Below are 25,033 nucleotides of genomic sequence, written 5' to 3'. Positions count from 1 at the left end.
TGCCGCGGGCGCTTTCCCTACGCAAGTCCTGCTTATTCCAGCTTCACCCCACTCTTCTTCACCACCTCGCCCCAGCGCACCGCTTCCGTCCTGATAAAGGCCTGGAACTGCTCGGGCTTGCCGCCGACCGGATCGATACCGTAGTCGATCAGCCGCGCGCGCACGTCCGGCTGCTGCAGCACCGCGTCCATGTCCGCCGACAGCTTTGCCAGCACCGCCGGCGGCGTCTTGGCCGGCGCCAGCAGGCCGATCCAGCTGCCAGCCGTCACCGCCGGGAAGCCGGCCTCGGCCATGGTCGGCACCTCCGGTGCGGCTGGCCAGCGCGTCGGGCTGGTAATCGCCAGCGCGCGCACCTTGCCAGCCTTCACCTGCGGCATCATGGTCTGCACCGAATCGAAGATCACCGCGACCTGCCCGGAAAACAGGTCGGGCAATGCCGGCGAGATGCCCTTGTACGGCACATGCGTCATCTTCATGCCGACCGCCTGCGCGAGCAGTTCTCCCGCCAGGTGCGCGCCGGAGCCGGTGCCGCTGGACGCAAAGGTCATCTTGTCCGGATTGGCCTTGCCCCAGCCAACCAGTTCCTTAACGGTGGTCGGCGGCAGCTGTGCGCTGCCGACCAGCAGCAGCGGGATCCGGCCGATCATGCTGACGCCGGTCAGGTCCTTGACCGGGTCATAGCTCATCTTGCCGTACAGGCTCGGGTTGATCGCGTGGGCGGCGACCACGACCAGCAGCGAATAGCCGTCCGGCGCCGATCTGGCGACGTTTTCCGAGCCGATCATGCCGTTGGCGCCGGCACGGTTTTCGACCACCACGGGCTGGCCGATGCGCTCGGACAGTTTCTGCATGACCAGCCGCGTCACGGCGTCGGACACGCCGCCAGGCGTATACGGCACCACCACGCGGAGCGGCCGGTTCGGATAGGCGTCGCCCTGCGCCATGGCCGGGATTGCGCCAGCGAGGCTGCTGGCGAGCAGGCTTAGCGTCAGCAGCCGGCGGACAAGCGGGTTGCGCATGGATCGGGTCATGTGTCTCCTCCTTGGTCAGTGTTGGCCGGGTCTATGCCCAGCTGCGCGGTACGGAAAGCGGGAAATCGAGCAGCATCTGCGCGTAGCTCTTGCCAAGCGGGTCGGAGCGCAGGCTGGCCACACCGCCGCCGCCCAGCGCGCCATGCATCAGGAAGTTCAGCGCATGCAGGCCAGGCACGTCGAAGCGCTCGACCTCGCCCGCGACCAGGTGGGCAAAGTACGCGCGCACGGCCTGCGACGTCAGCTGCTCGCGCAGCAGCGCCAGGTACTCCGGCTTGCGCGCGATCACGCCGATGTTCTCGTCGTCGCCCTTGTCGCCGCTGCGCGCGTAGGCAAGGATGACCAATGGCCGTTGCACGCGCGGTTCGTCGGGCACCGGCGGCAGTGGCGGGCCATCGACCACGGCGGGCGCCTCGGGTGCGACGCTGGCTGCCGCATCAGGCAGCGCGATCACGCTGCCCTCGAATTCCACGCGCATCGGCACGTCGGCCTTGGGCACCAGGAAGGAAAACACCTTCACCACCGGCTGGATATCGACACGCCCCGCAAACGAGGATCGCGTCCCGGCCGCCATCGACGTTCCCGCCGACGAGCATTCGCGCTGCAGGAAGCTCAGGCCCCGCGCCTGCGGATGGCGCGCGCCGATGCGCAGCACCACCTCGCGCGTCGGCAACTCGCGCGCATGGGCGCCGTATTGCGATTCGCAGCCCAGCAGCTCGACCACGGTCTCGGTGTAATCGGGCATGCCGCGCTCGGCCAGCATGGCGCGGGTGCGCGCCAGCAGCGCGTCGGCGGTGCGGCGCGCCTTGGCCGGGGCGTCGATGCCGCGGATCGCCATCATCAGGCTGATCTGGAAGCCGTCCTGCCAGGTGGCGTTGCCCTTGTAGCGGGTGCCGGGCGCCCTGCCGCGCGCGCCAGCCACGCGCACGCGGCCCGGCTCGACCAGCTCGGTACGCACCATGCGGAAGTCGCAGGTCACGTCCGGCATCAGGTAGCTGGCGGGATCGCCCACCTCGTACAGCACCTGCTCTGCGACCGCGGCGGGGTCGACCAGCCCGCCGGTGCCATCCGGCTTGCTCAGCTCGAAGCTGCCGTCGTGCGCGCAGTCGATCACCGGGTAGCCCATCCGCTCCCAGCCGGGCACGCGCTCCCAGTCGGTGAACAACCCGCCGGTGGCCTGCGCGCCGCACTCGATCACGTGGCCCGCCAGCGTGCCGGCGGCAAGGCGGTCCCAGTCGGTCCAGTCCCAGCCGAACTCGTGCGCCAGCACCCCGACCACCACGGCGCTGTCGACGCAACGCCCGGCGATGACGATATCGGCGCCCAGCGCCAGCGCGCGGGCAATGCATTGCGCGCCGGTGTAGGCGTTGGCCGACCACGGCTCGGTGGTCGGCACCGGCGCCCCGGCAAGGTCGGTCAGCCCGTCGGCGCACCATTGCGCGAAGCTGGGCTGGACGTCGTCGCCGGTGACCACGGCGATGCGCGGATGCAGGCCCTGCTGCGCGGCCACCTTGAGCAGCGCGTCGCGGCAGGCCTGCGGGTTGAGGCCGCCGGCGTTGGCGACCACGCGGACGCCGCGCTGCAGGATCCCGGCCAGGTTGGGCCCCATCGCCGCCTGCACGAAATCGGTGGCGTAGCCGAGCGCCGGGTCCTTGGCGCGGGCGCGCGCCAGGATCGACATGGTGGTCTCGGCCAGGTAGTCGTAGACCAGGTACTGCAGGCCGGGCACGGTCAGCAGCTGCGGCGTGGCGATCGCGGAATCGCCCCAGAAGCCGGAGGCGCCGCCGATGCGAACGGTCTTGCCGGTGTGTGCCGCGGTATTTGCCGCGGTAGTTGCCGCGGAATGTGCCAGTTCGTTCATGCCGGCTCCTTCGCCACCACATCGGCTTCGACGCGCGCCAGCAGCGAGCCGGCGCTGGCCTGCCCGCCGGCGCGCGCGGCCAGTTCAGCGACCACGCCGGAAAACGGCGCAGCGATGGTGTGCTCCATCTTCATTGCCTCCAGCACCACCAGCGGCTGGCCGGCCTCCACACGCTCGCCCTCGGCCACGTGGACCGCGACGATGCGCGCCGTCAGCGGCGCCTGCAGGACCCCGCCGGCTTCACCGGCATCGCGGCGGCGGCGCGGGTCGTGCAGAGGGAACTGCCAGGCGCGGCCGGACTGGAACAGGTGCAGCACCTGCTTGTCGGCGGCGAACACCAGCGGATAGGCCACGCCGTCGCACTCGACCAGGGCCGTGCCGCTGTCGCCGTCGGCGCGTAGCACGCGCAGCGCGCAGGCAACCGGTTCCTGGCCGGGTTGCTGATCACTTTCGCGCTGCCGCAGCATCACGCGCCAGCCGTCGGCGGCAACGCGCAAGGTCGCTTCCCACGCCGCGCCGGCCGCGTACAGCACCACGCTGGCGGCGGCGCGCGCGAGCGTGGCCGGCTTGCCGTTGTCGCCGAGCAGCCCGGACGCGGCCAGCGCGGCGCTCGCCATCACTGACAGTGGCGGCAGCGGCGCCTGCAGCGCGCCCTGCATATGCGCATCGACGAAGCCGGTGTGCACGTCGTTGCCGGCAAAGGCCGGATGCGCGAGGCAGTCGGCCAGGAAGCCCTGGTTGCTCGGCACGCCCAGCAACGCGCAGTCTTCCACCGCGCGCAGCAGCTTGCGGCGCGCTTCCTCGCGGTCGGCGCCGCGGGCAACCAGCTTGGCGACCATTGAGTCGTAATGCGTCGGGATGGCCCGGCCCTCTTCCAGCGCATGGTCGACGCGCACGTCGCGGCCGGCGGCGGGCGGGCGCCAGCGCAGCAGCGGCCCGCCCTGCGGCAGGAAGCCGGCGGGCACGTCTTCGGCGGTCAGGCGGACCTCGATGGCATGGCCGTCGAGCTTCACCTGCTCCTGCGTCACCGGCAGCGGCTCGCCCGCCGCCACGCGCAACTGCCATTCGACCAGGTCGAAACCGGTGATGGCTTCGGTCACCGCATGCTCGACCTGCAGGCGCGTGTTCATCTCCATGAAGTAGAAGTTGCCGTCGGCATCGAGCAGGAACTCCATGGTGCCGGCGCCGACATAGCCGATCGACGTTGCCGCGCGGACCGCGGCCTCGCCCATGCGCGCGCGCAGCGCCGGGCTGACCGCGGGCGACGGCGCCTCTTCGATGACCTTCTGGTGGCGGCGCTGCACCGAGCAGTCGCGCTCGCCCAGGTGGATGACATGGCCCTGCGTATCGGCGAAGACCTGGATCTCCACATGGCGCGGCGCGATCACGGCGCGCTCCAGGATCAGCTCGTCGGAGCCGAACGCGGCCGCGGCCTCGGAGCGCGCGCTGGCCAGCGCGATGGGCAGCGCCGCCGCCTCGCGCACCAGCCGCATGCCGCGCCCGCCGCCGCCGGCCGCGGCCTTCACCATCAACGGAAAGCCGATCGCGCCGGCTTCGGCCAGCAGCGTGGCGTCGTCCTGCGCCGCGCCCTGGTAGCCAGGCACGCAGGGCATGTCGGCGGCCAGCATCAGGCGCTTGGCCTCGGCCTTGTTGCCCATGGCGCGGATCGCCCCGGCGGGCGGGCCGACGAAGACCAGGCCCGCCGCCACCACGGCCTCGGCAAAGCCCGCGTTCTCGGCCAGGAAGCCGTAGCCCGGGTGGATGGCATCGGCACCGCTGGCACGGGCGGCCTCGATGATGGCGGGGATGTTGAGGTACGACTCGCGCGGCGCGGCGGCGCCGATGCAGACCGCGCGGTCCGCGAACGCCACGTGCGGGCTGTGGCGGTCGGCCTCGGAGTAGACGGCCACGGTGGCCAGCCCAAGGCGGCGCGCGGTGCGCATGATGCGCACCGCGATCTCGCCGCGGTTGGCGACGAGCAGCGTATGGAAGGGTCGGCTGGTTGCAGACATGTGGGAATCCTTTGAATTACCGGAAATTGGCAGGCGGCAGCCCTCAGCTCGGCGACTGCGCTGCGCGCACGGCATCGGCATCGAAGCGCACGGTCCAGCTCGCGTCACGCTTCTCGCGGAAGGCCGCCACGCCTTCGGCGCCTTCGCTGCGCATGCACTGGGCGAAAAGCCGCGAGGCTTCGTCCAGCAGCGGTCCCGCCGGCTCCTGGCCGCAGCGGCTGACCAGCGTCTTGAACACGCGGTTGGCATTGGGGGCGCAGCGGCCGATGCGCGTCAGCCATTCGGCGACCAGCGCGTCCAGCTCGGCGCTGTCGGCGGCCAGCTGGTCGACCAGCCCGATCGCCACCGCTGCCTCTCCGCCGATGCGCTCGCCGGTCAGGCCCAGGCGGCGCGTGGCCGCCGCGCCGATGCGCTGCACCACGAACGGCGCGATCTGCGCGGCGATGATGCCGAGCGTGGTTTCCGACAGCGCGAAACGCGCATCCCGCGTGGCCAGCACGATGTCGGCGGCGCACGCCAGGCCCATGCCGCCGCCCATTGCAGCGCCATCCACGGCGGCGATGACCGGCACCGGCAATGCGCCCAGCCGCTGCATGAAATAGCCGAATTCCCGGTTGCGCGTGGCGACCGGGTCTTCCCGGCTGGCTTCGGCATCGAGCCGCGCCTGGAAGTTGCCGACATTGCCGCCGGCACTGAACATGCCGCCGGCGCCGCGCAGCACCAGCGCGCGCACCTCGGGGCCGGCTTCGGCCTGCTCGACCGCCGCCGCCAGCGCGGCAACGACCTCGGGCGCCAGCGCATTGCGCGTGGCCGGGATATTGAGGGTGGCGAACAGCACGCCGCCGGCGCGGCGTACGATCACGGATTCGGTTTGCGTTGGGTCGGTCATGGCGCCTCCTGCCTGTCAGCCGCGCGACATCAGGCCCATCTGCTTGGCGATGACCTGCAGCATCACTTCGTCCGCGCCGCCGCCGATCGAGCCCAGGCGGAAGTCGCGGTACGCGCGCGATGCATGGTTGTCCCACGTGTAGCCCATGCCGCCCTGGAACTGCATGCACCAGTCGGCCACCTCGCGCGACAGGCGCCCGGCCTTGAGCTTGGCCATCGACGCCAGCTCGACCACGTCGCCGCCGGCGATATAGGTCTGCGTGGCCAGGTAGACCAGCGCGCGCAGCGCTTCCATTTCGGTCTTCAGCTCGGCCAGCTTGAACTGGATGAACTGGTTGTCCAGCAGCGGCTTGCCGAAGGCGATGCGCTGGCGCAGGTACTCGGCGGTTTCCTCGATCAGCGCGGTGCAGGCGAGCCGGCGCGCCGCGCCGTTCAGCCGCTCTTCCTGGAATTGCTTCATCTGGTAGATAAAGCCCATGCCCTCCTCGCCGATGCGGTTGCGTACCGGCACGCGCACTTCGTCAAAGAAGATCTGCGCAGTGTCCGAGCACCACATGCCGAACTTCTTGATCTTCTGCACTTCCACGCCGCGCACGCGCTTGCCGTCTTCCTTGATCGGCACCACGATCAGCGACTTGTTCTTGTGCACGGGCCCGTCGGAAGTGTTGCACAGCAGGCAGATCCAGTCCGACTGGGTGCCGTTGGTGATCCACATCTTGGAGCCGGAGATGACATAGTCGTCGCCGTCGCGCACCGCGCGCGTCTTGAGCGAGGCCACGTCGGAACCCGCGCCCGCCTCGGACACGCCGATCGAGCACACCATGTCGCCGGCGATGGCGGGCGCCAGGTAGTTGCGCTTCAGTTCATCGGAGCCGAACGCAGTCAGTGCCGGCGTGGCCATGTCGGTCTGCACGCCCACGCCCATGCCGACGCCTTGTGCGCGCGCATACCCGAGCGCCTCGGCGGCGGCAACGGCATAGGAGAAGTCGAGCCCCATGCCGCCATACTCCACCGGCTTGGTGATGCCGAGGAAGCCGAGGTTGCCCATCTTCTTGAACAGCTCGTGCGCCGGAAACACCTCGGCGGCTTCCCATTCGTCGACGAAGGGATCGATCTCCGCCGAGACGAAGCGGCGGATGCTGTCCATGATGTTGCGGTGGTCTTCGGTGTAAAGCATGCTGGTCTCCCGGATTTCGTTGCGTTCTGGTTGTCTGGAGGCGGCGGCGCTCAGAAGCGCCCGACGCCGAACTGGATGGCATGCGGCCGGCGCAGCGCCGCCTCGCGCGCGGTGACCAGCACGAAGGCGAGCACGGCGCGCGTGTCGCGCGGATCGATCACGCCGTCGTCGAGCAGCAGCCCGCTGGTGACGAATGCGCTCGCCTGCCGCTCGAAGTTGGCGACGATCTCGGCGGTCTGGCCGGCCAGCTGCGCCTCGTCGACCGGCTTGCCCTTGCGCGCCGCCTGCTGGCGCGCCACGATCTCCAGCGTCATGGCGGCCTGCTCGCCGCCCATCACCGCGGTGCGCGCGTTCGGCCACGAAAAGCAGAAGCGCGGCTTGAAGCCCCTCCCGCACATGCCAAAGTTGCCCGCGCCGAACGAGGCGCCACAGTACAGCGTAATCTGCGGCACCCTGGAGTTGGACAGCGCCTGGATCATCTTGGCGCCGTGCTTGATCATGCCGGCCTCTTCCGACGCGCGCCCGACGATAAAGCCGGTGGTGTTCTGCAGGAATACGATCGGCGTGCCGGACTGGTTGCACAGCTGGATGAACTGCGCGGCCTTGGTTGCGCCGGCGGGATCGATCGGGCCGTTGTTGGTGATCAAGCCCACGGTATTGCCCTCGATGCGGGCATGGCCGCACACCGTGCCGGGGCCGTAGTCGGGCTTGAACGGCAGCCACGCCGAATCGTCGACGATGCGCGCGATCACCTCGCGCATGTCCACCGGGCGCTTCATGTCGAGCGTCATGACGCCGTCCAGTTCCGACGGGTCCAGCCGCGGCGGGCGCGCCGGCTGTGCTGGCTGGGGCTCCACACGGGGCCAGTCCAGGCTGGCGACGATGTCGCGCGCGGTGGCGATGGCGTGCTCGTCGTCTTCCGCAAGGTATTCGGCCAGGCCGGTGGCGGTGGCATGCAGGTCGGCGCCGCCCAGTTCCTCGTCAGTGGCGATCTCGCCGGTGGCGGCCTTCAGCAGCGGCGGCCCGGCCAGGAAGGCGCGGGCGCGGCTGCGCACCATCACCACGTAGTCGGACAGGCCGGGCATGTAGGCGCCGCCCGCCGTGGACGAGCCGTGCACGACCGTGATTACCGGCAGCCCGGCCGCCGACAGCCGCGCCAGGTTGTAGAAGATGGCGCCGCCGCGCACGAACTTGTCGACGCGGTACTTGCGCAGGTTGGCGCCGGCCGACTCCACCAGGTGGATGAAGGGCAGCCGGTTTTCCAGCGCGATTTCCTGGCAGCGCACCAGCTTCATGTTGCCGGCCTCGGTCATGGCGCCGGCATCGATGCCGGAATCGGTGGCGAGCACCATGCAGCGCACCCCGCACACGAAGCCGATGCCGGCCACCAGCGAGCCGCCGGGCACCGAGGTCTCCGGATCGGGATCGTCCATGCAGAAGCCCGCCAGCGTGGACAGCGGCAGGAACGGCGCCCCCGGGTCGAGCAGGCGGCCGACGCGCTCGCGCGGCAGCAGCGCGCCACGCTTTGCAAAGGCGGGCCGCGAGCGCTCGGACGCGGCCACGGCGCGCTGCTCCAGGCCGTGCAGGCGGTCGATCAGTGCCTGCATGCCGGCGCGCTGGCCGGCGAAGGTGTCGGAGGACGGGTCAATGCGGGATTCGATGGAGATCATGGCGCGTGCCTGTGGTTCCGTGATGGATGGATTGCAAACCACGGCGCACGGCGCGACAACCGCAATCGCTCAGATTGTGCATAATGTGCACAATCTGCCGAACCAGCGCGGCGCCGCCGGCGCATCCAGCCATGCCCCCCAGATCCCCTGCCCCCGGCGGCGTCCAGAGCCTGGCGCGCGCCTTCACCCTGCTGCAGTTGCTGGCCGAACACCATGACGCCGGGCTGGCGCTGCCCGACCTTGCCGCCATGGCCGGCATCGACCGCACCACCGCCCACCGCATGGCGCGCTTCCTGGAAGCCGGCGCGTATATCGAGCGCGAATCGGCCGGCAAGCGCTATCACCTCGGTACCGCGGCGATGGCGCTCGGGCTGCGCGCGATGAACCGGCCGCCGCCCAACAGCGCCCTCGTCAGCAAGATGAAGGCACTGGCGCGGCTGACCGGCGACGCGGTCTTCCTGATCGTGCGCATCGGCGACCATGGTCATTGCCTGCATACCGAGGAAGGCAGCCACCGCATCAAGACCTTCCACATGCTGACCGGCACCTCGCGCCTGCTGGGCCAGGGCACCGGCAGCATGGCGCTGCTGGCCAAGATGGACAACGACGCGGTCCGCGCGCACTACGAACGCCACCGCGCCGAGTACGAAGCCGGCGGCCTCAGCCTGCTCCGGCTGATGCGCGGCGTCGAGCGCAGCCGCAAGCTGGGCTACGCGCTGGCCGGCGCGGAAGGCGTGGCGGGCGTGGGCTACGCCCTGCCGCTGGCAATGGGCGCGGACGCGGCCATCAGCATCGTTTCGACTGCGTCGCGGATGTCGGCGGCACGCCGGCATGAAATGGGCGGGATCATCGTGGCGATGTTCGCGTAGCAAGGATGAAGCGGCGCGGCCGCGCGAACCCCCGGCTTTGCGCGCCTGTTGCCGCACTGAGCGGCCGCCCACCTCGGTTTTGAAACGCGCCTCCGTCAGAGGCCGCACAGAGCCGCACCACGTCGGCGGCGTTCAATGGTGACGCAAGCAGAGATACGCAAGAACGCGCCCGCCGCCCTGGCATCGGCCGGGCCAGGCCGCCTTCACTGGAAGGCGGAATCAGTCCAGGTGCCAGAACAATAAATTCCCCCGCCGGCCAGAGGGAGGGTCGGCATTCCAGGCCACGCCCCGACGTCGGAGCGTGGCTTTTTTTTTGTTTTGCCGGAGGGTGGACCAGGTCACGCGCGCCAGCATCATCGCGCCATATCTGTCGCTGGTCATGCAGCTCGATGCTTCGGTCATCGCCGCGCGGTGCCGGGGTAACGGGTGCGGATGGCGATGCCACCAGCATGGGATACCGGGGCCAGACGGATCTTCCGGAGGTGCAAGCGGCCCATCAGCCGGTAGAATTTCGTTGCCACCAGCAAACGCCAGAGCCGTGCGCAGTGATCAGATGTCGAAGTACAGATAGAACTCCCACGGGTGCGGGCGTAACTTCAATGTATCGATCTCGTGCGTGCGCTTGTAGTCAATCCAGGTCCTGATCAGGTCTTCAGTAAAGACATCTCCCTTTCGCAGGAATGCAGAATCGGATTCCAGTGCGGAAAGCGACTCTTCGAGAGAACCTGGAACCTGCCGGATGCCGGCGGCTTCCTCCGGTGGCAGATCATAGATGTTCTTGTCGAGCGGGTCGCCGGGGTCCGTCTGGTTTTCAATACCGTCAAGGCCGGCAAGCAGCATTGCCGAGAAGGCGAGATAGGCATTGGCCGACGGGTCAGGGCAGCGGAATTCAACGCGCCTGGCGCTTGGGGAATCAGAAACCATTGGAATCCTGGCGGCGGCAGATCGGTTGCGCTGCGACATGGCCAGATTGACAGGCGCCTCGTATCCGGGCACCAGTCGCTTGTAGGAGTTTGTGCTCGGCGCACAGAACGCCATCAGGGCGGGGGCGTGCCTGAGCAAGCCGCCTATGTACCACCGGCACATCTGGGACGTCTGCGCCCAGCCATTCTCGTCGTAGAAGAGGTTCTCGTCGCCGCGCCAGAGGCTTTGGTGGCAATGCATGCCGCTCGCGTTGTCGGCAAACAGGGGCTTAGGCATGAATGTGGCGACCTTGCCGTGGCGGCGTGCAACATTCTTGCAGAAGTACTTATACATCATCACGTTGTCCGCCATTCGGGTCAGCGGTGCAAAGCGCATGTCGATCTCATTCTGGCCCGCCGTGGCTACCTCATGGTGATGCACCTCGACCCGGACGCCAGCCTGCATCAGCGCGAGTACGATTTCGGAGCGGATATCCTGCAGCGTATCGCTTGGCGGCACGGGAAAATATCCTCCCTTGTAGTGCTGCTTGTACCCAAGATTGCCTCCGCCATAGGCGCCTTCGTCACGGCCGGAGGCCCATTCGCCTTCGGCGGATTCGACATGGTAGTAGCCAGAGTGCTGGTCCTGGCCGAAGCGAATGGAGTCGAAAATGAAAAACTCCAGTTCGGGGCCAATGTAGCAAACCGTGGCAAGACCGGTTTGCTGGAGATAAAGCTCCGCCTTTCTCGCAATGTGGCGCGGATCGCGCGAATATGGCTGGTGCAAGACAGGGTCCAGCACGTCGCAGATCAGGACCAGCGTTGGTGCCGTACAAAACGGATCGATGAATGCCGTGGCCGGGTCAGGCCTGACCAGCATGTCGGATTCGTGTATTTGCTGGAACCCACGAATGGACGACCCGTCGAACCCGATGCCGGCTGAGAATAAATCGTCATTGACTTCCGGCAGCGTGATCGAGAAGTGCTGCCACACGCCGGGCAAGTCCGTGAACCTGAGGTCAATGACCTGGATCGCATGCTCCTTGATCAGAGCGATGACTTCACCGGGGTTTTGCGGCGGTGCAACGTGATAGCTGCCGGGTTCTATTGAGACCGTGCTCATAAGCGCCTCCGTCGTCTGACCCCGGAGCATAGTCCAACATTAGCCTGTCAGGTTCCGATTGCAAAGTGCCTCGCGAACCGTGCAGGCATCTCCGATGCGGCCCCATGTGTGAAATCCGCGCTCTCACCAGCCAGATCGCCGCAATACGGAAACCTGGAAGCAGGTGTTGGGAATGGATCAGTGCGGCTCGCGGAGCACTCGGCAAATCGTCGTCCTGGCAATGGTAGCTGTCACCTTTGGCTACACTGAACGCACTCCGCGCAAAGAGGGCCGCTCCATGCCAGACACGTTCATCTTCAACCGGTACCGCACCTGGCGCTGCTGGCCAGGCCATGCGTTTTGTATTGCACTGCTTGCGGCAGCCGTGGCTGGATGTGAAGCCCCGCCTCGCGATACTTCCATGACTCCGCCGCCGCCACGCTTGCCGATTGCGGCTGGCGACGAGGTATATCCGGCGCCCGGCACGGCGCGCGACACCCGCCCTGCAACGCCCACCCGCTAGCGGAGTCGCGCCGCGCCGGCCAGCTTGCAAAAGCCGGCGCGCAAGCGCGCCGGCCCCCCGCCCGCTCAGAACGAGCGCGGCAGGCCGAGAATATGTTCCGCGACGTACGAGTAGATCAGGTTGGTCGAGATCGGCGCGACCTGGTACAGGCGCGTCTCGCGGAACTTGCGCTCGACGTCGTATTCGCACGCAAAGCCGAAGCCGCCGTGGAACTGCAGGCAGGCGTTGCCGGCTTCCCAGCTGGCCTTGGCCGCCAGGTACTTGGCCATATTGGCCTGGGCGCCCATCGGCTCGTGCTTGTCGAACAGTTCGCAGGCCTTCCAGCGCATCAGGTTGGCGGCTTCCAGCTCGATGAAGGACTCGGCGATCGGGAACTGCACGCCCTGGTTCTGGCCGATGGGGCGGCCGAAGACTTCGCGCTCGCTGACGTACTTGGTGACGCGGTCCATGAACCAGTAGCCGTCGCCGATGCACTCGGCGGCAATCAGGGTGCGCTCGGCGTTGAGGCCGTCGAGGATGTACTTGAAGCCCTTGCCCTCTTCGCCGATCAGGTTTTCCTCGGGGATTTCCAGGTCTTCGAAGAACAGCTCGTTGGTCTCGTGGTTGACCATGTTCGGGATCGGCCGCACGGTCAGGCCCTTCTTCTGCGCTTCGTGCAAGTCGACCATGAAGATGGACATGCCTTCGCTCTTCTTCTTCACGTCGGCCAGCGCGGTGGTGCGCGCCAGCAGGATCATGAAGTCGCTGTGCTGCACGCGGCTGATCCACACCTTCTGGCCGTTGACGACATAGCGGCCGTCCTTCTTGACCGCCGAGGTCTTGATCTTGGTGGTGTCCGTGCCGGTGGTGGGCTCGGTTACGCCCATCGACTGCAGGCGCCATTCGCCCGAGGCGATCTTCGGCAGGTACTTTTCCTTCTGCGCCTGGGAGCCGTGGCGCAGCAGCGTGCCCATGTTGTACATCTGGCCGTGGCAGGCACCGGAGTTGCCGCCGCTGCGGTTGATTTCTTCCATGATGACCGAGGCTTCGGTCAGGCCCAGGCCGGAACCGCCGTACTCTTGCGGGATCAGTGCTGCCAGCCAGCCGGCCGCGGTCAGTGCATTGACGAAGGCTTCGGGGTAGGCGCGCTGCTCGTCGACCTTGCGGAAGTACTCATCCGGGAATTCGGCGCAAAGCGCGCGCACGGCATCGCGGATTTCTTGGTAGTTGTTCGATTGGGTCTGTTCGATCATGGCGCGTCGTTGGCTTGGGTACGGACGAAATTGCGGACGGAGTTTGCGGCGCATCGGTCCCACGGAATGCCCGCGGCGACCGCCGATGTTGTCTTGGCCGCAATGGTCGCTGCGATCGCCGCCCCGGGCAATCAACCATTGCGAAAGCGCGCCTTCCACTGCGCTTAAGGCCGGCATCCGGGGCCGCCGAGTGCCGTTTTCGCGAACGCCGAAGCCGACCATTGGCATTGTCAAATAGCGCAAAACCCACTTTGGCGACATCCTCACGGCTATCTCCTGATGAAGACATAGGACCCCCGGACATGGCAGTGAGCTACCAGCACCTCAAGCAGCGACCATTCGCCCCCGTACGCCAGCGCTATACCGAGCGCGACACCATGCTGTACGCACTCAGCCTGGGGCTGGGCAACGATCCGCTGGATGCGGCCGCCCTGCCCTTCGTGTTCGAGGGCGCCGCGGGCGGGCTGCGCACGCTGCCGTCGCAAGCCGTGGTGCTGGGCTATCCGGGCTTCTGGGCGCGCGAGGCCGATACCGGCATCGACTGGGTCAAGCTGCTGCACGGCGAGCAGCGCGTGCGGCTGCACCGCCCGCTGCCGGCCAGCGCCGACATCGTCGGCAACAACCGCATCACGCACCTGACCGACAAGGGTGAAGGCAAGGGCGCGATCATGGTGACCGAGCGCCGGCTCGAAACGGCGGACGGCGAGTTGCTGGCGACGGTGCAGCAGGTCAGCTTCCTGCGCGGCGATGGCGGCTACAGCCAGCGCGACGGCGGCCAGCCCAGCGACGAGCCGCTGCCCGCATTGCGCCCCACGCCGGAAGACCGCGCGCCGGACTTCACCGACGCGCAGGCAATCCGCCCCGAGGCCGCGCTGCTGTATCGCCTGATGGGCGACTTCAACCCGCTGCATGCCGACCCGGAAGTTGCCAGGGCCGCAGGCTTCGAGCGTCCGATCCTGCACGGCCTGGCCAGCTACGGGCTGGTCGCGCATGCGCTGGTGCGCCAGTGCGCGGACCACGATCCCGCCCGCCTGCGCGCGCTGGATATCCGCTTCACCGCGCCGGTGTTCCCGGGCGAGACGCTGGTCACCGAGATCTGGCGCACGCCGGACAATCCTAACCACTTCCGGTTACGCGCACGCGTGGCCGAGCGCGACAAGGTAGTGCTCAGCCATGGCTGGGCCGAGATCGCCTGAGCCTGCACCGCCCAATGCATCCTGCTACCGTGGATAACAACGAACTTGGCGCCGCGCTGCAGGCACTGCTGCGCCCCGGCGACCATATCTGGTGGGGCCAGGCCACCGCCGAGCCGCTGACGCTGACGCGCGCGCTGGTCGGGCATCGCCACGCGCTGGCCCAGGGCAGCCGGCTGAGCGTGTTTGTCGGCATCGGCCAGTCAGACACGCTGCAGCCGGCGCAGGCCGACGTGATCGATTTCTTCGGCTATGCCGCCAGCGGTCCGCATCGCGCGCTGGCCAAGGCCGGCGTGCTGGACATCGTGCCCAGCCATTACTCGCATCTGCCTGGCCTGATCCGCCAGGGCGCGCTGCGCGCCGACGTGGTGCTGGTGCAGGTGTCGCCGCCCGACGAGGAAGGCCGCTACAGCATGGGCCTGGTGCATGAGTACATTCCGGCGGCGCTGGACCGGGCCCGCGTGATCGTGGCCGAGGTGAACCCCGACGTGCCGTGGACCTATGGCAGCCGCCATCTCACCGCGGACGAGATCGACCTGCTGGTCGATGCCGCGCATCCACCGATCAGCCTGGACCGCGGCGCCCCCGGCGCGGCGGAGCAGGCGATCGCGCGCCATATCGCCGGCTGGGTCGAGGACGGTGCCACGCTCCAGATGGGCATCGGCAACCTGCCCGAGGCCGTGGTGGCCGCGCTGCATGACCGCCGCGACCTGGGCCTGCACAGCGGCGCGGTGGGCGACGGCATTGCCGCGCTGGCCGAGGCCGGCGTGCTGACCAACGCGCGCAAGACTATCGATACCGGCATCGGCATCGGCGGCATCCTGATGGGCAGCGAGCGGGTGCGCCGCTGGGCCCATCGCAACCCGAAGCTGCAACTGCGCGAGACCAGCTACACGCATCATCCCGAAGTGCTGGCCAGCATCGACAAGCTCACGGCGATCAATTCTGCGATCGAGGTCGACCTGACCGGACAGGTGAATGCCGAAGTGGCGGCGGGCGTCTATGTCGGCGCCGTGGGCGGCGCGGTCGACTTCCTGCGCGGCGCCGCGCGCAGCCGCGGCGGCCTGCCCATCGTCGCCCTGCCCGCGACCGCCAAGGGCGCCAGCCGCATCGTGGCGCAGCTGTCCGGGCCGGTCAGCACGCCGCGCTCGGATGCCGGCCTGATCGTCACCGAACACGGCGTCGCCGACCTGCGCGGCCAGACCCTGTCGCAGCGCGTGCGCCGCATGCTGGACATCGCCGCCCCCGAACACCGCGAGGACCTGGAGCGCCAGGCCCACGCCCTGCTGCGCCAGTGCGGCGCGGTTTTCGTTGCCACGGCGAGCATGGCCTGACCGGGCGCCTGCCTCGCTACCCAACAGAATTTCCAAGGAGACTTCCATGCGCCGAGCCGCAATCGTCACCCCCCTCCGTACTCCCGTCGGCACCTTCGGCGGCAGCCTGCGCCCCGTGTCCGTCGAGGAACTGGCCGCCACCACCGTGCGCGCCGTGGTCGAACGCAGCGGCATCGACCCCGCCCGCATCGATGACGTGGTCTTTGCCCAGTCCTACGCCAACAGCGAAGTGCCCTGCGTGGGCCGCTGGGCCGCGCTGCAGGCCGGCCTGCCGGTTGAAGTGCCGGGCATGCAGCTGGACCGCCGCTGTGGCGGCGGGCTGCAGGCCATCGTCACGGCGTCGATGATGGTGCAGAGCGGCGCTGCCGACGTGGTCATTGCCGGCGGCGTCGAGAGCATGAGCAATATCGAGTACTACACCACCGACATGCGCTGGGGCTCGCGCTCGGGCAACGTCAAGTTCTACGACCGCCTCGACCGCGGCCGCGAGCGTTCGCAGCCGGTCGAGCGCTTCGGCAAGATCTCCGGGATGATCGAGACCGCCGAAAACCTCGCGCGCGACTACGGCATTACGCGCGAGCGGGCCGACGCCTTCTCCGTGCGCAGCCACGAACGCGCCGCGGCCGCTTGGGAAGCCGGCCGCTTCGACACCGAGATCGTGCCGGTGCAGGTGCCGCAGCGCAAGGGCGACCCGGTCACGTTCGCGCGTGACGAGGGCTTCCGCCCCGGCACCTCGATGGAAAGCCTGGGCAAGCTGCGCGCGCTGATGCCCAACGGCACCGTCACCGCCGGCAATGCCAGCCAGCAGAACGACGCCTCCGCCGCCTGCCTGATCGTGGCCGAAGACAAGCTGGCCGAGCTGGGCCTGACCCCGATGGCGACACTGGTGGGCTGGGCGGCAGCGGGCTGCGAGCCGTCGCATATGGGCATCGGCCCGGTTCCGGCGGTGAAGAAGCTGCTCAAGCGCCTGAACCTGACGCTGGACCAGATGGACCTGGTGGAGCTGAACGAAGCCTTTGCCTGCCAGGTGCTGGCCGTGCTGAAGGGCTGGGAATGGAACGACCAGGACGCGATCGAGCAGAAGCTCAACGTCAACGGCTCGGGCATCTCGCTGGGCCACCCGATCGGCGCCACCGGCGTGCGCATCCTGGCCACGCTGCTGCACGAACTGCAGCGCCGTGGCGGCCGCTATGGCCTGGAGACCATGTGCATCGGCGGCGGCCAGGGGATCGCCGCGGTGTTCGAGCGCTGCTGATCGCATGCACCGTCGTCGAGCCGTCGTCCCTGCGCAGGCGGGGATCCAGTGTCTTCATCCCCGAAGGGGACGTGAAAGTCGCCGCGTGGCCGACCGCGCGGTTCGGATTCTTGGCGGTTCCGGCTATATTTCCGAGTTCGGCATCGAGCGCTTCTACCGCGACGTGCGCCTGTTCCGCCTGTATGAAGGCACCACGCAGATCCAGCAAGTCACCATCGCCCGCAACATGATCTGCGAGGCGCGCGGCGCCTGAGGCGCCGCGCTGCCGATATGCCCCCACGCTGCCCGCACCGCGACGGGCAGCAACGACGCAACCGCCACGATTTCCATGACCGATTCCGCCGCCAATTCCCTTCCCGAACTGCCCCCCCCTTCGCCGCGCACGGGCGCGCTGAGCCACCTGCGCGTGCTCGACCTGTCGCGCGTGCTGGCCGGGCCGTGGTCCACCCAGAACCTGGCGGACATGGGCGCCGACGTCATCAAGATCGAAAAGCCCGGCGAAGGCGACGACACCCGCCACTGGGGCCCGCCGTTCCTGTCGGGCGACGATGGCGTGCCCACGCGGCAGGCGAGCTATTTCACCGCGGCCAACCGCAATAAGCGCTCGGTCACCGTGGACATGTCCAAGCCTGAAGGCCAGGCACTGATCCGCGAACTGGCCCGCCACAGCGACGTCGTGGTGGAGAACTTCAAGACCGGCGGCCTCAAGCGCTATGGCCTGGACTACGAGAGCCTGAGCGCGGTCAATCCGCGCCTGGTCTACTGCTCGGTAACGGGCTTCGGCCATACCGGGCCGTATGCGGCCCGCCCCGGCTACGACCTGCTGATCCAGGCCATGAGCGGCCTGATGAGCATCACCGGCCATGCCGACAGCGAACCCGGCGGCGGCCCGATGAAGGTGGGCGTGGCGGTGATCGACCTGTTCACCGGCATGTACGCCACCACCGCGATCCTGAGTGCGCTCGAAGCGCGCCACTACACCGGCCGCGGCCAGCATATCGACATCGCGCTGCTTGACGTGGCGATGGCCGTGCTCGCCAACCAGGGCGCGGGCTTTCTCAATGCCGACGACGTACCGCGCCGCCAGGGCAATATCCACCCGAGCGTGGTGCCCTACCAGGACTTCCCCACCGCCGACGGCAACATGCTGCTGGCGATCGGCAACGACGGCCAGTTCGCGCGCTTCTGCGAGGCCGCGGGCGTGGACTGGGCCCGCGACGAGCGCTATGCCACCAACACCGGCCGCGTCAACAACCGCAAGGTGCTGATCGCGATGATGATGGAGCTGACGCGCACCCGCACCACCGCCGAATGGGTCGCGCTGCTCGAAGCCAATTCGGTGCCGTGCGGCCCGATCAACAATATCGCCCAGGCGTATGCCGACCCCCATGTGCAGTCGCGTGGGCTGCGCATCGAGCAGTCGCGCTATCCGGGCGCGCAGCCGCCTGCGGGCCAGAGCGTCAATCGGGTCGTCACCGCCGCCAGCCCGCTGCGCCTGTCGGAGACGCCGCCCACGCTGCGCTATGCCCCGCCGGCGCTGGGCCAGCACACCGAGGAAGTGCTGCGCGACTACCTGAAGCTGGACGCGAAGCAGGTTGAAGCACTGCGCACCAGCGGCGTAGTGTAAGCCGATTGCAGCGCAATTGCCGCGCACATACACTGGCGTCGTCCGGTTTGCCGGACGGTTTTCTACCCCGCACAAGGACTTTCCGCGCGATGCCCCCGGACCGAGCCAACCCGCAACGGATCAGCGATATCCCCCGCCACTGGGCCGCCGAGGCCCCAGACCGCGCGGCCGTTTTCGAGGACGGCCGCATCGTGACCTTCGCGCGGCTGTGGCAGGGCATCGAGGCTGCACAAGGCTACCTGCAGGCGCAAGGCGTCGGCACCGGCGACCGGGTGCTGGTCGTGGCGGAGAACTGCCTGGCCGTGATCACGCTGGTGTTCGCGCTGTCCGAACTGGGCGCATGGCCGGTGGTGGTCAACGCGCGCCTGTCGGAGCGCGAGATCGAGGAGATCCGCTCGCACTGCCAGCCCCGGCTGATGCTCTTTACCCACGGTGCCTCGCCCGACGCGCTGCGGCACGGCGTGCGCTACCGTGCCCGCGAAATCGCGCCGGCCGGACTCGGCCCGCTGATGGCCAGCGCCGCCGACAGCGCCAGCGAACGCGAGCCCGAAGCCGTGGCACGCGAGGTCGCCGTGCTGATCTACACCTCCGGCACCACCGGGCAGCCCAAGGGCGTGATGGTGACGCACCGCGGCCTGCTGCACTTTGCCCGTGTCACGGTGGAATCGCGCCGCATGCAGCCGGATGACTGCGCCTATGCGGTCATGCCGATGTCGCATGTGTTCGGACTGGGCACGCTGCTGGTGTCGACCTTCCAGGCCGGCGCCAGCCTGTACCTGAGCGCGCGCTTCAACGCGGCGGACGTCATCGCGGCAATCCGGCAAGGGGCGATCACGCTGCTGCAGGGCGTGCCGACCATGTTCGGCCGCATCCTCGCGCATGTGCGTGCGAGCTGCATGCCGCTGGCGCCCTCACCCAGGCTGCGCTACCTGTACACCGGCGGCGGACCGCTCGACCCGACGCTCAAGCAGGAAGTCGAAGCGATGTTCGGCCAGCCGCTGCACCATGGCTACGGCATGACCGAGTACGCGGGCTCGCTGTTCGTCACGCGCGTGGACCGGCCGCGCGGCGATTGCTCGGCGGGTGAGATCGTGGAAGGCGCCGAACTGCGGGTGGTCGGCCCCGACGGCCAGCCCGTGCCGGCCGGCGAGCCCGGCGAGCTGTGGGTCAGGGGCCCCGGTGTCATGCGCGGCTACTATCGCGCACCGGCGCTGACCGCCGAGGTGCTGCGCCCCGGCGGCTGGCTCAACACCGGCGACCTGGGCCGGCTGGGGCCCGACGGCGCGCTGTTCATCGTGGGCCGGACCAAGGACCTGATCATCCACTCTGGCTTCAACGTCTATCCGATCGAGGTCGAATCGGTGATCAACACGCATCCGTCGGTGCGCGTGTCGGCGGTGGTCGGCCAGCCGGCCGCGGACGGCAACGAGCAGGTGATTGCCTTTGTCGAGATCAAGGACGGCGAGAAGTTCGATGCGCAGGCGCTGCACGACTACCTGGTCGACCGCCTGTCGCCGTACAAGCGCCCGGAAAAGATCCTGCGCGTCGCCAGCATCCCGACCACTGCCAGCGGCAAGCTGCTCAAGCACCAGCTCAAGCAGATGGTTTCGCAGCAGAATTAGCGGTGGCGATAACGGTGGCGATAGCGGCAGCGGCGGCGCTCAGTCCTGCCGCCCGAGTCCGTCCTCGACGAGCAGGTCGACCAGCTTGCGCGCGAACAGCGGCAATGCGCCCACATCCGCCACGCACACCTGCAGCTTGCGCTCGGCCCATTCGTCGTTGAGCTGGACGATGCGCAGCGCCATCGTGCCGGCGTGCCGCGCAGCCGTGCTCTCGGGCAGCACGCCGACGCCGACATTGGCCTCGATCATGCGGCAGGCGGTCTCGAAGTTGCTGACCTGGACGCGCCAGCGCAGCTCGCGCTGCAGGTCGGCCGCGGCGCGCTTGAGGAAGTTGTGGATGGCGCTGGCTTCCGGCAGGCCGATAAAGTCGTAGTCGAGCGTATCGATGAAATCCACGGTGTCGCGCTCGGCCAGCGGATGGCTCAGTGCGGTCGCAAGCACGAGCCGGTCGCGCCGGTAGGGCATGACCTCCAGCCCTTCGGTGCGCACATTGCCCGCGATGATGCCGATATCGACCATCCCCTCCTGCACCGCACGCACGATGTCCGGGCTGAGCCGCTCCTGCATGTCGATGGTGACGTCGGGATTGCTGACCAGGTAGGTGCGCAGCACCGCGGGCAGGAACTCGCTCATCGCCGTGGTGTTGGCAAAGACGCGCACATGGCCCTTCACGCCGGCCACGTATTCCTGCAGATCGCCGCTGAGCTGCTCCAGCTGGCGGATCACGCGGCGCGCGTGCGCCAGCAGGGTCTCGCCGGCACCGGTGACCTTCACGCCCTGGCTGCTGCGGCTCAGCAGCTTGACGCCGACATACTCTTCCAGGTTCTTGATGCGGGTACTGGCCGCGGCCAGCGACAGGTGGGAACGCTGCGCGCCGCCGGTCAGGCTCTGGGCCTCGGCAATATGCGTGAACAGTTTCAGATCGACCAGATCAAAGCGCATTACATCGTTCCCTAGCGTGGTACGGGATTATCGCGCAAAGGCGGCGCCCGTACACGACGCCGGTGCGAATGCCGCACCGGCGGGGCGAATATCGCCCAGCGTTGGCGCCTTGTCCGCAAGACAGGCAAAGGTTAGCCAATAGTGCCAGGAAGCCGCGCGGGGCTGGAAGGCAGATGCGCTTGGGTGCCGGGCGGCAGCGAAACGAACGCGTCGTTCGGCTCAGGCTACCGAACGGTGCCGTTCCGGGGCGTGATGCAGCGCGAGACGGCGCGCTGCATCCATGGACAGGCCAAAGCGGTCATAGAAGGCGCAGTCGAGGTCGCTATTGGCGGGCCAGCCCGCAAAGCGCGCCAGGTCGGCCGTCGCCACGTGCCCCGACATGGCTTCGAACAGCACGCGCATGAGCCGCTGCGTCCGGCACAGGTCGGTCAGTGCCGTGCCCTGCGCAAACAACGTGCGGCGCACCCGTGCTGCGGAAATGTCGAGCCGTTCGGCGATGAATGCGGCGCTCCAGGCGTATTGCGGCTGCAGGAAAACCCGCTTGGAGACTCGGTGATGCAGCGCCGCCTGTGCCGCCGCCGGCACCACGCCATGCAGTTCGAGATGGCATGCCGCGGGCTGGGCGCCGCTGCCGTCCAGATGCAGATCGATGGCTTCGAACGGCGCGACCGCCATCTCCTGGCCGGCCACCAGCAGCCGATCGAAGCCGCGCCGCCTGACCACCACCCTGCCTTGCGTGACCGCGACCGACAGCGGAAATGCCAGCAGCAGCCGCTGCAGGCTGATATGCATGGGGGACTGCAAATGGACGCGCATGGTGGCTCGGAAAGCGGTCTGTAACGATGACTATCATCGCCGCCCGCGAGAATTCCTGCCTCTGCAATTTCCGAACACCCCATTCGCCGCCACCACATGGGCTCGCTCTCACAGGCTGCCGGGACCGCGGGACTGCCCGCGGAGCCCGGTGACGCAAGCACTCAGGATGCGGCCGCCATGCCGCCATGCCGCCGGTTGCGCGGTCAGGCAAGGAAACGGCTGCCATCGGTGGCGGCATAGTACTTGCCGACCGTGGGATTGTCGGCATCGCCAACGCTGACGACGTAGGCGCCGGGCTCCAGGTCCGTGACCGGCAGGCTCGCGGACGCGCCCGGGCTGGTCTTGCCCGGCGCATCGTCGCCACCGCAGCCGGCAAGTGTCAGCAGTGCCAACAGGGGGAAAGCTGAAATAAGGCGTTTCATCGCGGCACGCCTCTCACTGGCCAAACAGTTCACCGAGACGCAGGCGCAGCCATTGCTGGCCCGCCGTGCGCTGGTCGAAGCCGACCTGCATGGCCGTCACGGCCACCTTGGTCTTGTAGACCACCGATTCATCTTCGGCCTGCGCGGGCGTCGGCGTACCGCCGCCGGCGCCGATGCCCAGCCCGTACGGAACGCATCCTGTCCGATATTCTCGTCAATTGAGCCGGTGCGCCCCGGACACGCCATGCGAGCCTGTGTTTCTGGCTGCCAGCGTGTGAAGGCCGGATTCTTCCCGATATCCGACGGTCCAACCGGAAGATCGCAGCCGCCGGTGCTGCGGACAGTTCGCATCAATTCCTGATAAGGACTTCCAGATGAAGCCGAACAAAGCCTGTCCGATTGTCCTGAGACGTACGCCGAACGGCCTGGAGATCCTGGCATTCGAGCATCCCCTCTCCGGACTCCAGATCATCAAGGGCAAGATCGAACCGGGTGAACCGCCGGCGGATGCCGCCGTGCGCGAGTTGCGCGAGGAGTCCGGCATTGCTGGCGTAGTGACGGCCGACCTGGGGTTGTGGGAATCCGGTCATGAAGAGCAGATATGGTCGCTGCACCTCTGCGAGCCATCGCAGCCGCTGCCGGACACCTGGGAGCACCTTACCGCCGATGATGACGGCCACGTGTTCAAATTCTTCTGGCATCCCCTGGGCGAGGCCCCATCCGATCGCTGGCATTCGCTGTACAAGGATGCGCTGTCCACCATCGAAATGCGGCTGGCACGGATTGGAAAGTCCTAGAACGACATACAGGCGTTGCTGCGCACCCTGAGCACCGCTTCCTGCCGGAAGCGGGCCTTGTACTCGCTGGCGATGGCACGTACCGCCGCCTCGCTGCGTTCGTCGGGGGCATGCACCAGGCTGAGCACGCGTGTCGCCTCGCTGACGGCCTTGCCATCCGCGCCGCGCCATTGGCCGGAAGCCGGCCAGACCGTAAAGCCGTCCGGGAAGCGCGGTGCCACGGAGCCTTGCACAAAGGCATCCCATTCTGCCTCGGACACCGTGCCGCCGGGCTTTGCCATGCCGAAGTAGATCAGTTCGCCGATGGCCGCCTGTTCTCCGGCTGCGCATGGCGCAGCCGGTATGGCAGCGCAACCCGAAAGCGCGAATGCCAGCGCCAGCGCGATGGCAGGGGCGATCGCGATGGCATTCCCGGCACGAGACGAAGGCGAGCACCGAATCCGCATCCGTGCAGATTAGTGCAGCGACCGGCCCGCGTAAACGGTAAGGGATGCCGGAGCCGCGAACGTTCCGGCCTCCCCTCGGGCATCAGCGGCTGTCGGCGTCCAGTACCGCCTGCGCAAACGCCACCGGCGCCTCTTGCGGCGGGTTGTGGCCGATCTTGCCGCCCAGCTGGCGGTGCTCATAACGCCCGGTGAACTTGTTCGCATACGAACTGGGCGCCGGGTGCGGCGCGCCGTTCGCGTCGGCTTCCATGGTGATGGTGGGCACGCTGATCGCAGGCGCCGTGGCAAGGCGTTTCTCGAACTCGTCGAAGTGCGACTCGCCGGCCGCAAGGCCCTGTCGCCAGCGGTAGTTGTGGATGGTGATCGCCACGTGGTCGGGATTGTCGAGCGCCACGGCGCTGCGATGGAAGGTGGCATCGTCGAACTCCCACTTCGGCGACGCCAGTTTCCAGATCAGTTTGGCAAACTGGTGCGTGTATTGCTGGTAGCCAGCCTGGCCACGGTCGGTAGCGAAATAGAACTGGTACCACCATTGCAGTTCTGCCTCGGGCGGCAGCGGCTTCTTGCCGGCGGCCTGGTTGCCGATCAGGTAGCCACTGACCGAGACCAGTGCACGGCAGCGGTCCGGCCACAGCGCGGCCATGATGGCGGCGGTGCGCGCACCCCAGTCGAAGCCGGCGACCACGGCGGTCGGGATGCGCAGCGCATCCATCAGCGCGATCATGTCGGCGGCGATGGCCGAGGGCTGTCCGTTGCGCATCGTGCCGGACGACAGGAAGGTCGTCGAACCGAAGCCGCGCAGGTAGGGAACGATCACGCGATAGCCGCGTGCCGCCAGCAACGGCGCTACGTCGACGAAGCTGTGGATGTCATACGGCCAGCCGTGCAGCAGCAGCGCGACCGGGCCGTCGGCCGGCCCGGCTTCGGCATAGCCGACGTTGAGCACGCCGGCATTGACCTGGCGGAGCGCGGCGAACTTCGTATGGGTGCCTGGCGTGGTCGACGGCAACGGCGCGGTCTTGGGCAGGCCGGCTTCGGGACGGGCGGCTTGTGCCAGGCCGGCGTGCGCGGCGGCCAGCGTCAGCGCGGCAGCGCCGAGAAAGCCGCGGCGCGGCAGGTCGATGGTGTTTGACATCTCTCTCTCCTATCTGGTGATCGAACCAGGCACGAGTCTAGGAGGCGCTGGCAAGCGCAATGTGTCGGGAATCCGGCGTCTTGTATCGCTGTGTATCCGGATGTGGATGCCAGATACGCCGATACAAATACGGGCCGGAAAATCAGCCAAAAAAAGGCCGCTCCGAGGAGCGGCCCG

At 68.0% G+C, this 25,033-nt stretch carries 21 protein-coding genes; 8 read left to right on the top strand and 13 right to left on the bottom strand.

Annotation, left to right across the window (positions count from 1 at the left end; translation table 11 throughout):
- Positions 1-32 precede the first annotated feature (32 nt).
- Genes AC5WJ1_RS27355 through AC5WJ1_RS27330 form a run of 6 tightly spaced genes read right to left on the bottom strand, consistent with a single transcriptional unit; the run spans position 33 to position 8,639 of the window.
- A complete protein-coding gene (locus tag AC5WJ1_RS27355) occupies positions 33-1,031 on the bottom strand; it encodes a tripartite tricarboxylate transporter substrate binding protein (RefSeq protein ID WP_135702708.1) in 999 nt (332 codons plus the stop codon).
- Positions 1,032-1,062: 31 nt separating this feature from the next.
- Positions 1,063-2,892 carry an acyclic terpene utilization AtuA family protein gene (locus tag AC5WJ1_RS27350; RefSeq protein ID WP_494476769.1) on the bottom strand — a complete coding sequence of 610 codons (1,830 nt, stop codon included), beginning with the start codon at positions 2,890-2,892 and terminating at the stop codon, positions 1,063-1,065.
- Positions 2,889-4,904 (bottom strand): acetyl/propionyl/methylcrotonyl-CoA carboxylase subunit alpha, encoded by a 2,016-nt coding sequence (locus tag AC5WJ1_RS27345; RefSeq protein WP_494476768.1) that lies wholly within the window; start codon positions 4,902-4,904, stop codon positions 2,889-2,891. The genes AC5WJ1_RS27350 and AC5WJ1_RS27345 overlap by 4 nt, the downstream gene beginning before the upstream one ends.
- Before the next feature lie 43 nt (positions 4,905-4,947).
- Positions 4,948-5,793: an enoyl-CoA hydratase/isomerase family protein gene (locus AC5WJ1_RS27340; RefSeq protein WP_135702711.1), complete on the bottom strand. Its 846-nt coding sequence runs from the start codon at positions 5,791-5,793 to the stop codon at positions 4,948-4,950.
- 15 nt (positions 5,794-5,808) lie between these two features.
- The gene (locus tag AC5WJ1_RS27335; RefSeq protein ID WP_133094655.1) at positions 5,809-6,969 is read right to left on the bottom strand and encodes an acyl-CoA dehydrogenase family protein; all 1,161 of its coding nucleotides are present in this window, start codon (positions 6,967-6,969) and stop codon (positions 5,809-5,811) included.
- Positions 6,970-7,019: 50 nt separating this feature from the next.
- Positions 7,020-8,639, bottom strand: coding sequence for an acyl-CoA carboxylase subunit beta (locus AC5WJ1_RS27330; protein WP_135702712.1), 1,620 nt, complete (start codon positions 8,637-8,639; stop codon positions 7,020-7,022).
- A 131-nt stretch (positions 8,640-8,770) separates the two neighbouring features.
- Here AC5WJ1_RS27330 and AC5WJ1_RS27325 point away from each other — a divergent pair, with 131 nt between their 5' ends.
- On the top strand, positions 8,771-9,508 hold the full coding sequence (locus tag AC5WJ1_RS27325; protein WP_133094653.1) for an IclR family transcriptional regulator: 738 nt from the start codon (positions 8,771-8,773) through the stop codon (positions 9,506-9,508).
- Between the two features lie 549 nt (positions 9,509-10,057).
- Here AC5WJ1_RS27325 and glnA read toward each other — a convergent pair.
- Together glnA and AC5WJ1_RS27315 are read right to left on the bottom strand one after the other, a co-directional pair.
- Positions 10,058-11,533 (bottom strand): type I glutamate--ammonia ligase, encoded by a 1,476-nt coding sequence (glnA, locus tag AC5WJ1_RS27320; protein WP_133094652.1) that lies wholly within the window; start codon positions 11,531-11,533, stop codon positions 10,058-10,060.
- A gap of 567 nt (positions 11,534-12,100) precedes the next feature.
- A complete protein-coding gene (locus tag AC5WJ1_RS27315) occupies positions 12,101-13,267 on the bottom strand; it encodes an acyl-CoA dehydrogenase family protein (RefSeq protein WP_029048285.1) in 1,167 nt (388 codons plus the stop codon).
- Positions 13,268-13,569: 302 nt separating this feature from the next.
- Between AC5WJ1_RS27315 and AC5WJ1_RS27310 the strand changes: the two genes are divergently transcribed.
- From AC5WJ1_RS27310 to AC5WJ1_RS27285, 6 genes are all read left to right on the top strand, one after another.
- Positions 13,570-14,463: a MaoC/PaaZ C-terminal domain-containing protein gene (locus tag AC5WJ1_RS27310; protein ID WP_494476767.1), complete on the top strand. Its 894-nt coding sequence runs from the start codon at positions 13,570-13,572 to the stop codon at positions 14,461-14,463.
- A 14-nt stretch (positions 14,464-14,477) separates the two neighbouring features.
- Complete coding sequence (locus tag AC5WJ1_RS27305) at positions 14,478-15,794, top strand: acetyl-CoA hydrolase/transferase family protein (RefSeq protein ID WP_195431802.1); 1,317 nt, start codon at positions 14,478-14,480, stop codon at positions 15,792-15,794.
- Between the two features lie 46 nt (positions 15,795-15,840).
- Positions 15,841-17,049 (top strand): acetyl-CoA C-acetyltransferase, encoded by a 1,209-nt coding sequence (locus AC5WJ1_RS27300; protein ID WP_494476766.1) that lies wholly within the window; start codon positions 15,841-15,843, stop codon positions 17,047-17,049.
- Positions 16,985-17,302, top strand: coding sequence for an acyl-CoA dehydrogenase family protein (locus AC5WJ1_RS27295; protein WP_494476765.1), 318 nt, complete (start codon positions 16,985-16,987; stop codon positions 17,300-17,302). Before AC5WJ1_RS27300 ends, AC5WJ1_RS27295 begins: the two co-directional genes overlap by 65 nt.
- A gap of 75 nt (positions 17,303-17,377) precedes the next feature.
- A complete protein-coding gene (locus AC5WJ1_RS27290; protein ID WP_494476764.1) occupies positions 17,378-18,676 on the top strand; it encodes a CaiB/BaiF CoA transferase family protein in 1,299 nt (432 codons plus the stop codon).
- An 89-nt stretch (positions 18,677-18,765) separates the two neighbouring features.
- Positions 18,766-20,298, top strand: a complete 1,533-nt coding sequence (locus tag AC5WJ1_RS27285) for a class I adenylate-forming enzyme family protein (protein WP_494476763.1) — start codon at positions 18,766-18,768, stop codon at positions 20,296-20,298.
- 39 nt (positions 20,299-20,337) lie between these two features.
- Here the strand turns inward: AC5WJ1_RS27285 and AC5WJ1_RS27280 are convergent, their stop codons facing one another.
- The 3 genes from AC5WJ1_RS27280 to AC5WJ1_RS27270 form a co-directional block, all read right to left on the bottom strand.
- On the bottom strand, positions 20,338-21,240 hold the full coding sequence (locus AC5WJ1_RS27280; RefSeq protein ID WP_133094646.1) for a LysR family transcriptional regulator: 903 nt from the start codon (positions 21,238-21,240) through the stop codon (positions 20,338-20,340).
- Positions 21,241-21,459: 219 nt separating this feature from the next.
- Positions 21,460-22,032, bottom strand: coding sequence for an AraC family transcriptional regulator (locus AC5WJ1_RS27275; protein WP_240745794.1), 573 nt, complete (start codon positions 22,030-22,032; stop codon positions 21,460-21,462).
- A 227-nt stretch (positions 22,033-22,259) separates the two neighbouring features.
- Positions 22,260-22,478 (bottom strand): YajG family lipoprotein, encoded by a 219-nt coding sequence (locus AC5WJ1_RS27270; RefSeq protein ID WP_243736861.1) that lies wholly within the window; start codon positions 22,476-22,478, stop codon positions 22,260-22,262.
- Positions 22,479-22,852: 374 nt separating this feature from the next.
- Between AC5WJ1_RS27270 and AC5WJ1_RS27265 the strand changes: the two genes are divergently transcribed.
- A complete protein-coding gene (locus AC5WJ1_RS27265) occupies positions 22,853-23,275 on the top strand; it encodes an NUDIX hydrolase (protein WP_133094644.1) in 423 nt (140 codons plus the stop codon).
- Here AC5WJ1_RS27265 and AC5WJ1_RS27260 read toward each other — a convergent pair.
- Positions 23,272-23,556, bottom strand: a complete 285-nt coding sequence (locus tag AC5WJ1_RS27260; RefSeq protein ID WP_494476762.1) for a DUF3574 domain-containing protein — start codon at positions 23,554-23,556, stop codon at positions 23,272-23,274. The two genes, AC5WJ1_RS27265 and AC5WJ1_RS27260, sit on opposite strands and share 4 nt — an antisense overlap.
- 247 nt (positions 23,557-23,803) lie before the next feature.
- The gene (locus tag AC5WJ1_RS27255; RefSeq protein ID WP_135702720.1) at positions 23,804-24,856 is read right to left on the bottom strand and encodes an alpha/beta fold hydrolase; all 1,053 of its coding nucleotides are present in this window, start codon (positions 24,854-24,856) and stop codon (positions 23,804-23,806) included.
- Positions 24,857-25,033: the final 177 nt, after the last annotated feature.

The organism is Cupriavidus sp. MEYA8, from assembly GCF_059278825.1.
This window is presented reverse-complemented; position numbering and strand designations above follow the sequence as displayed.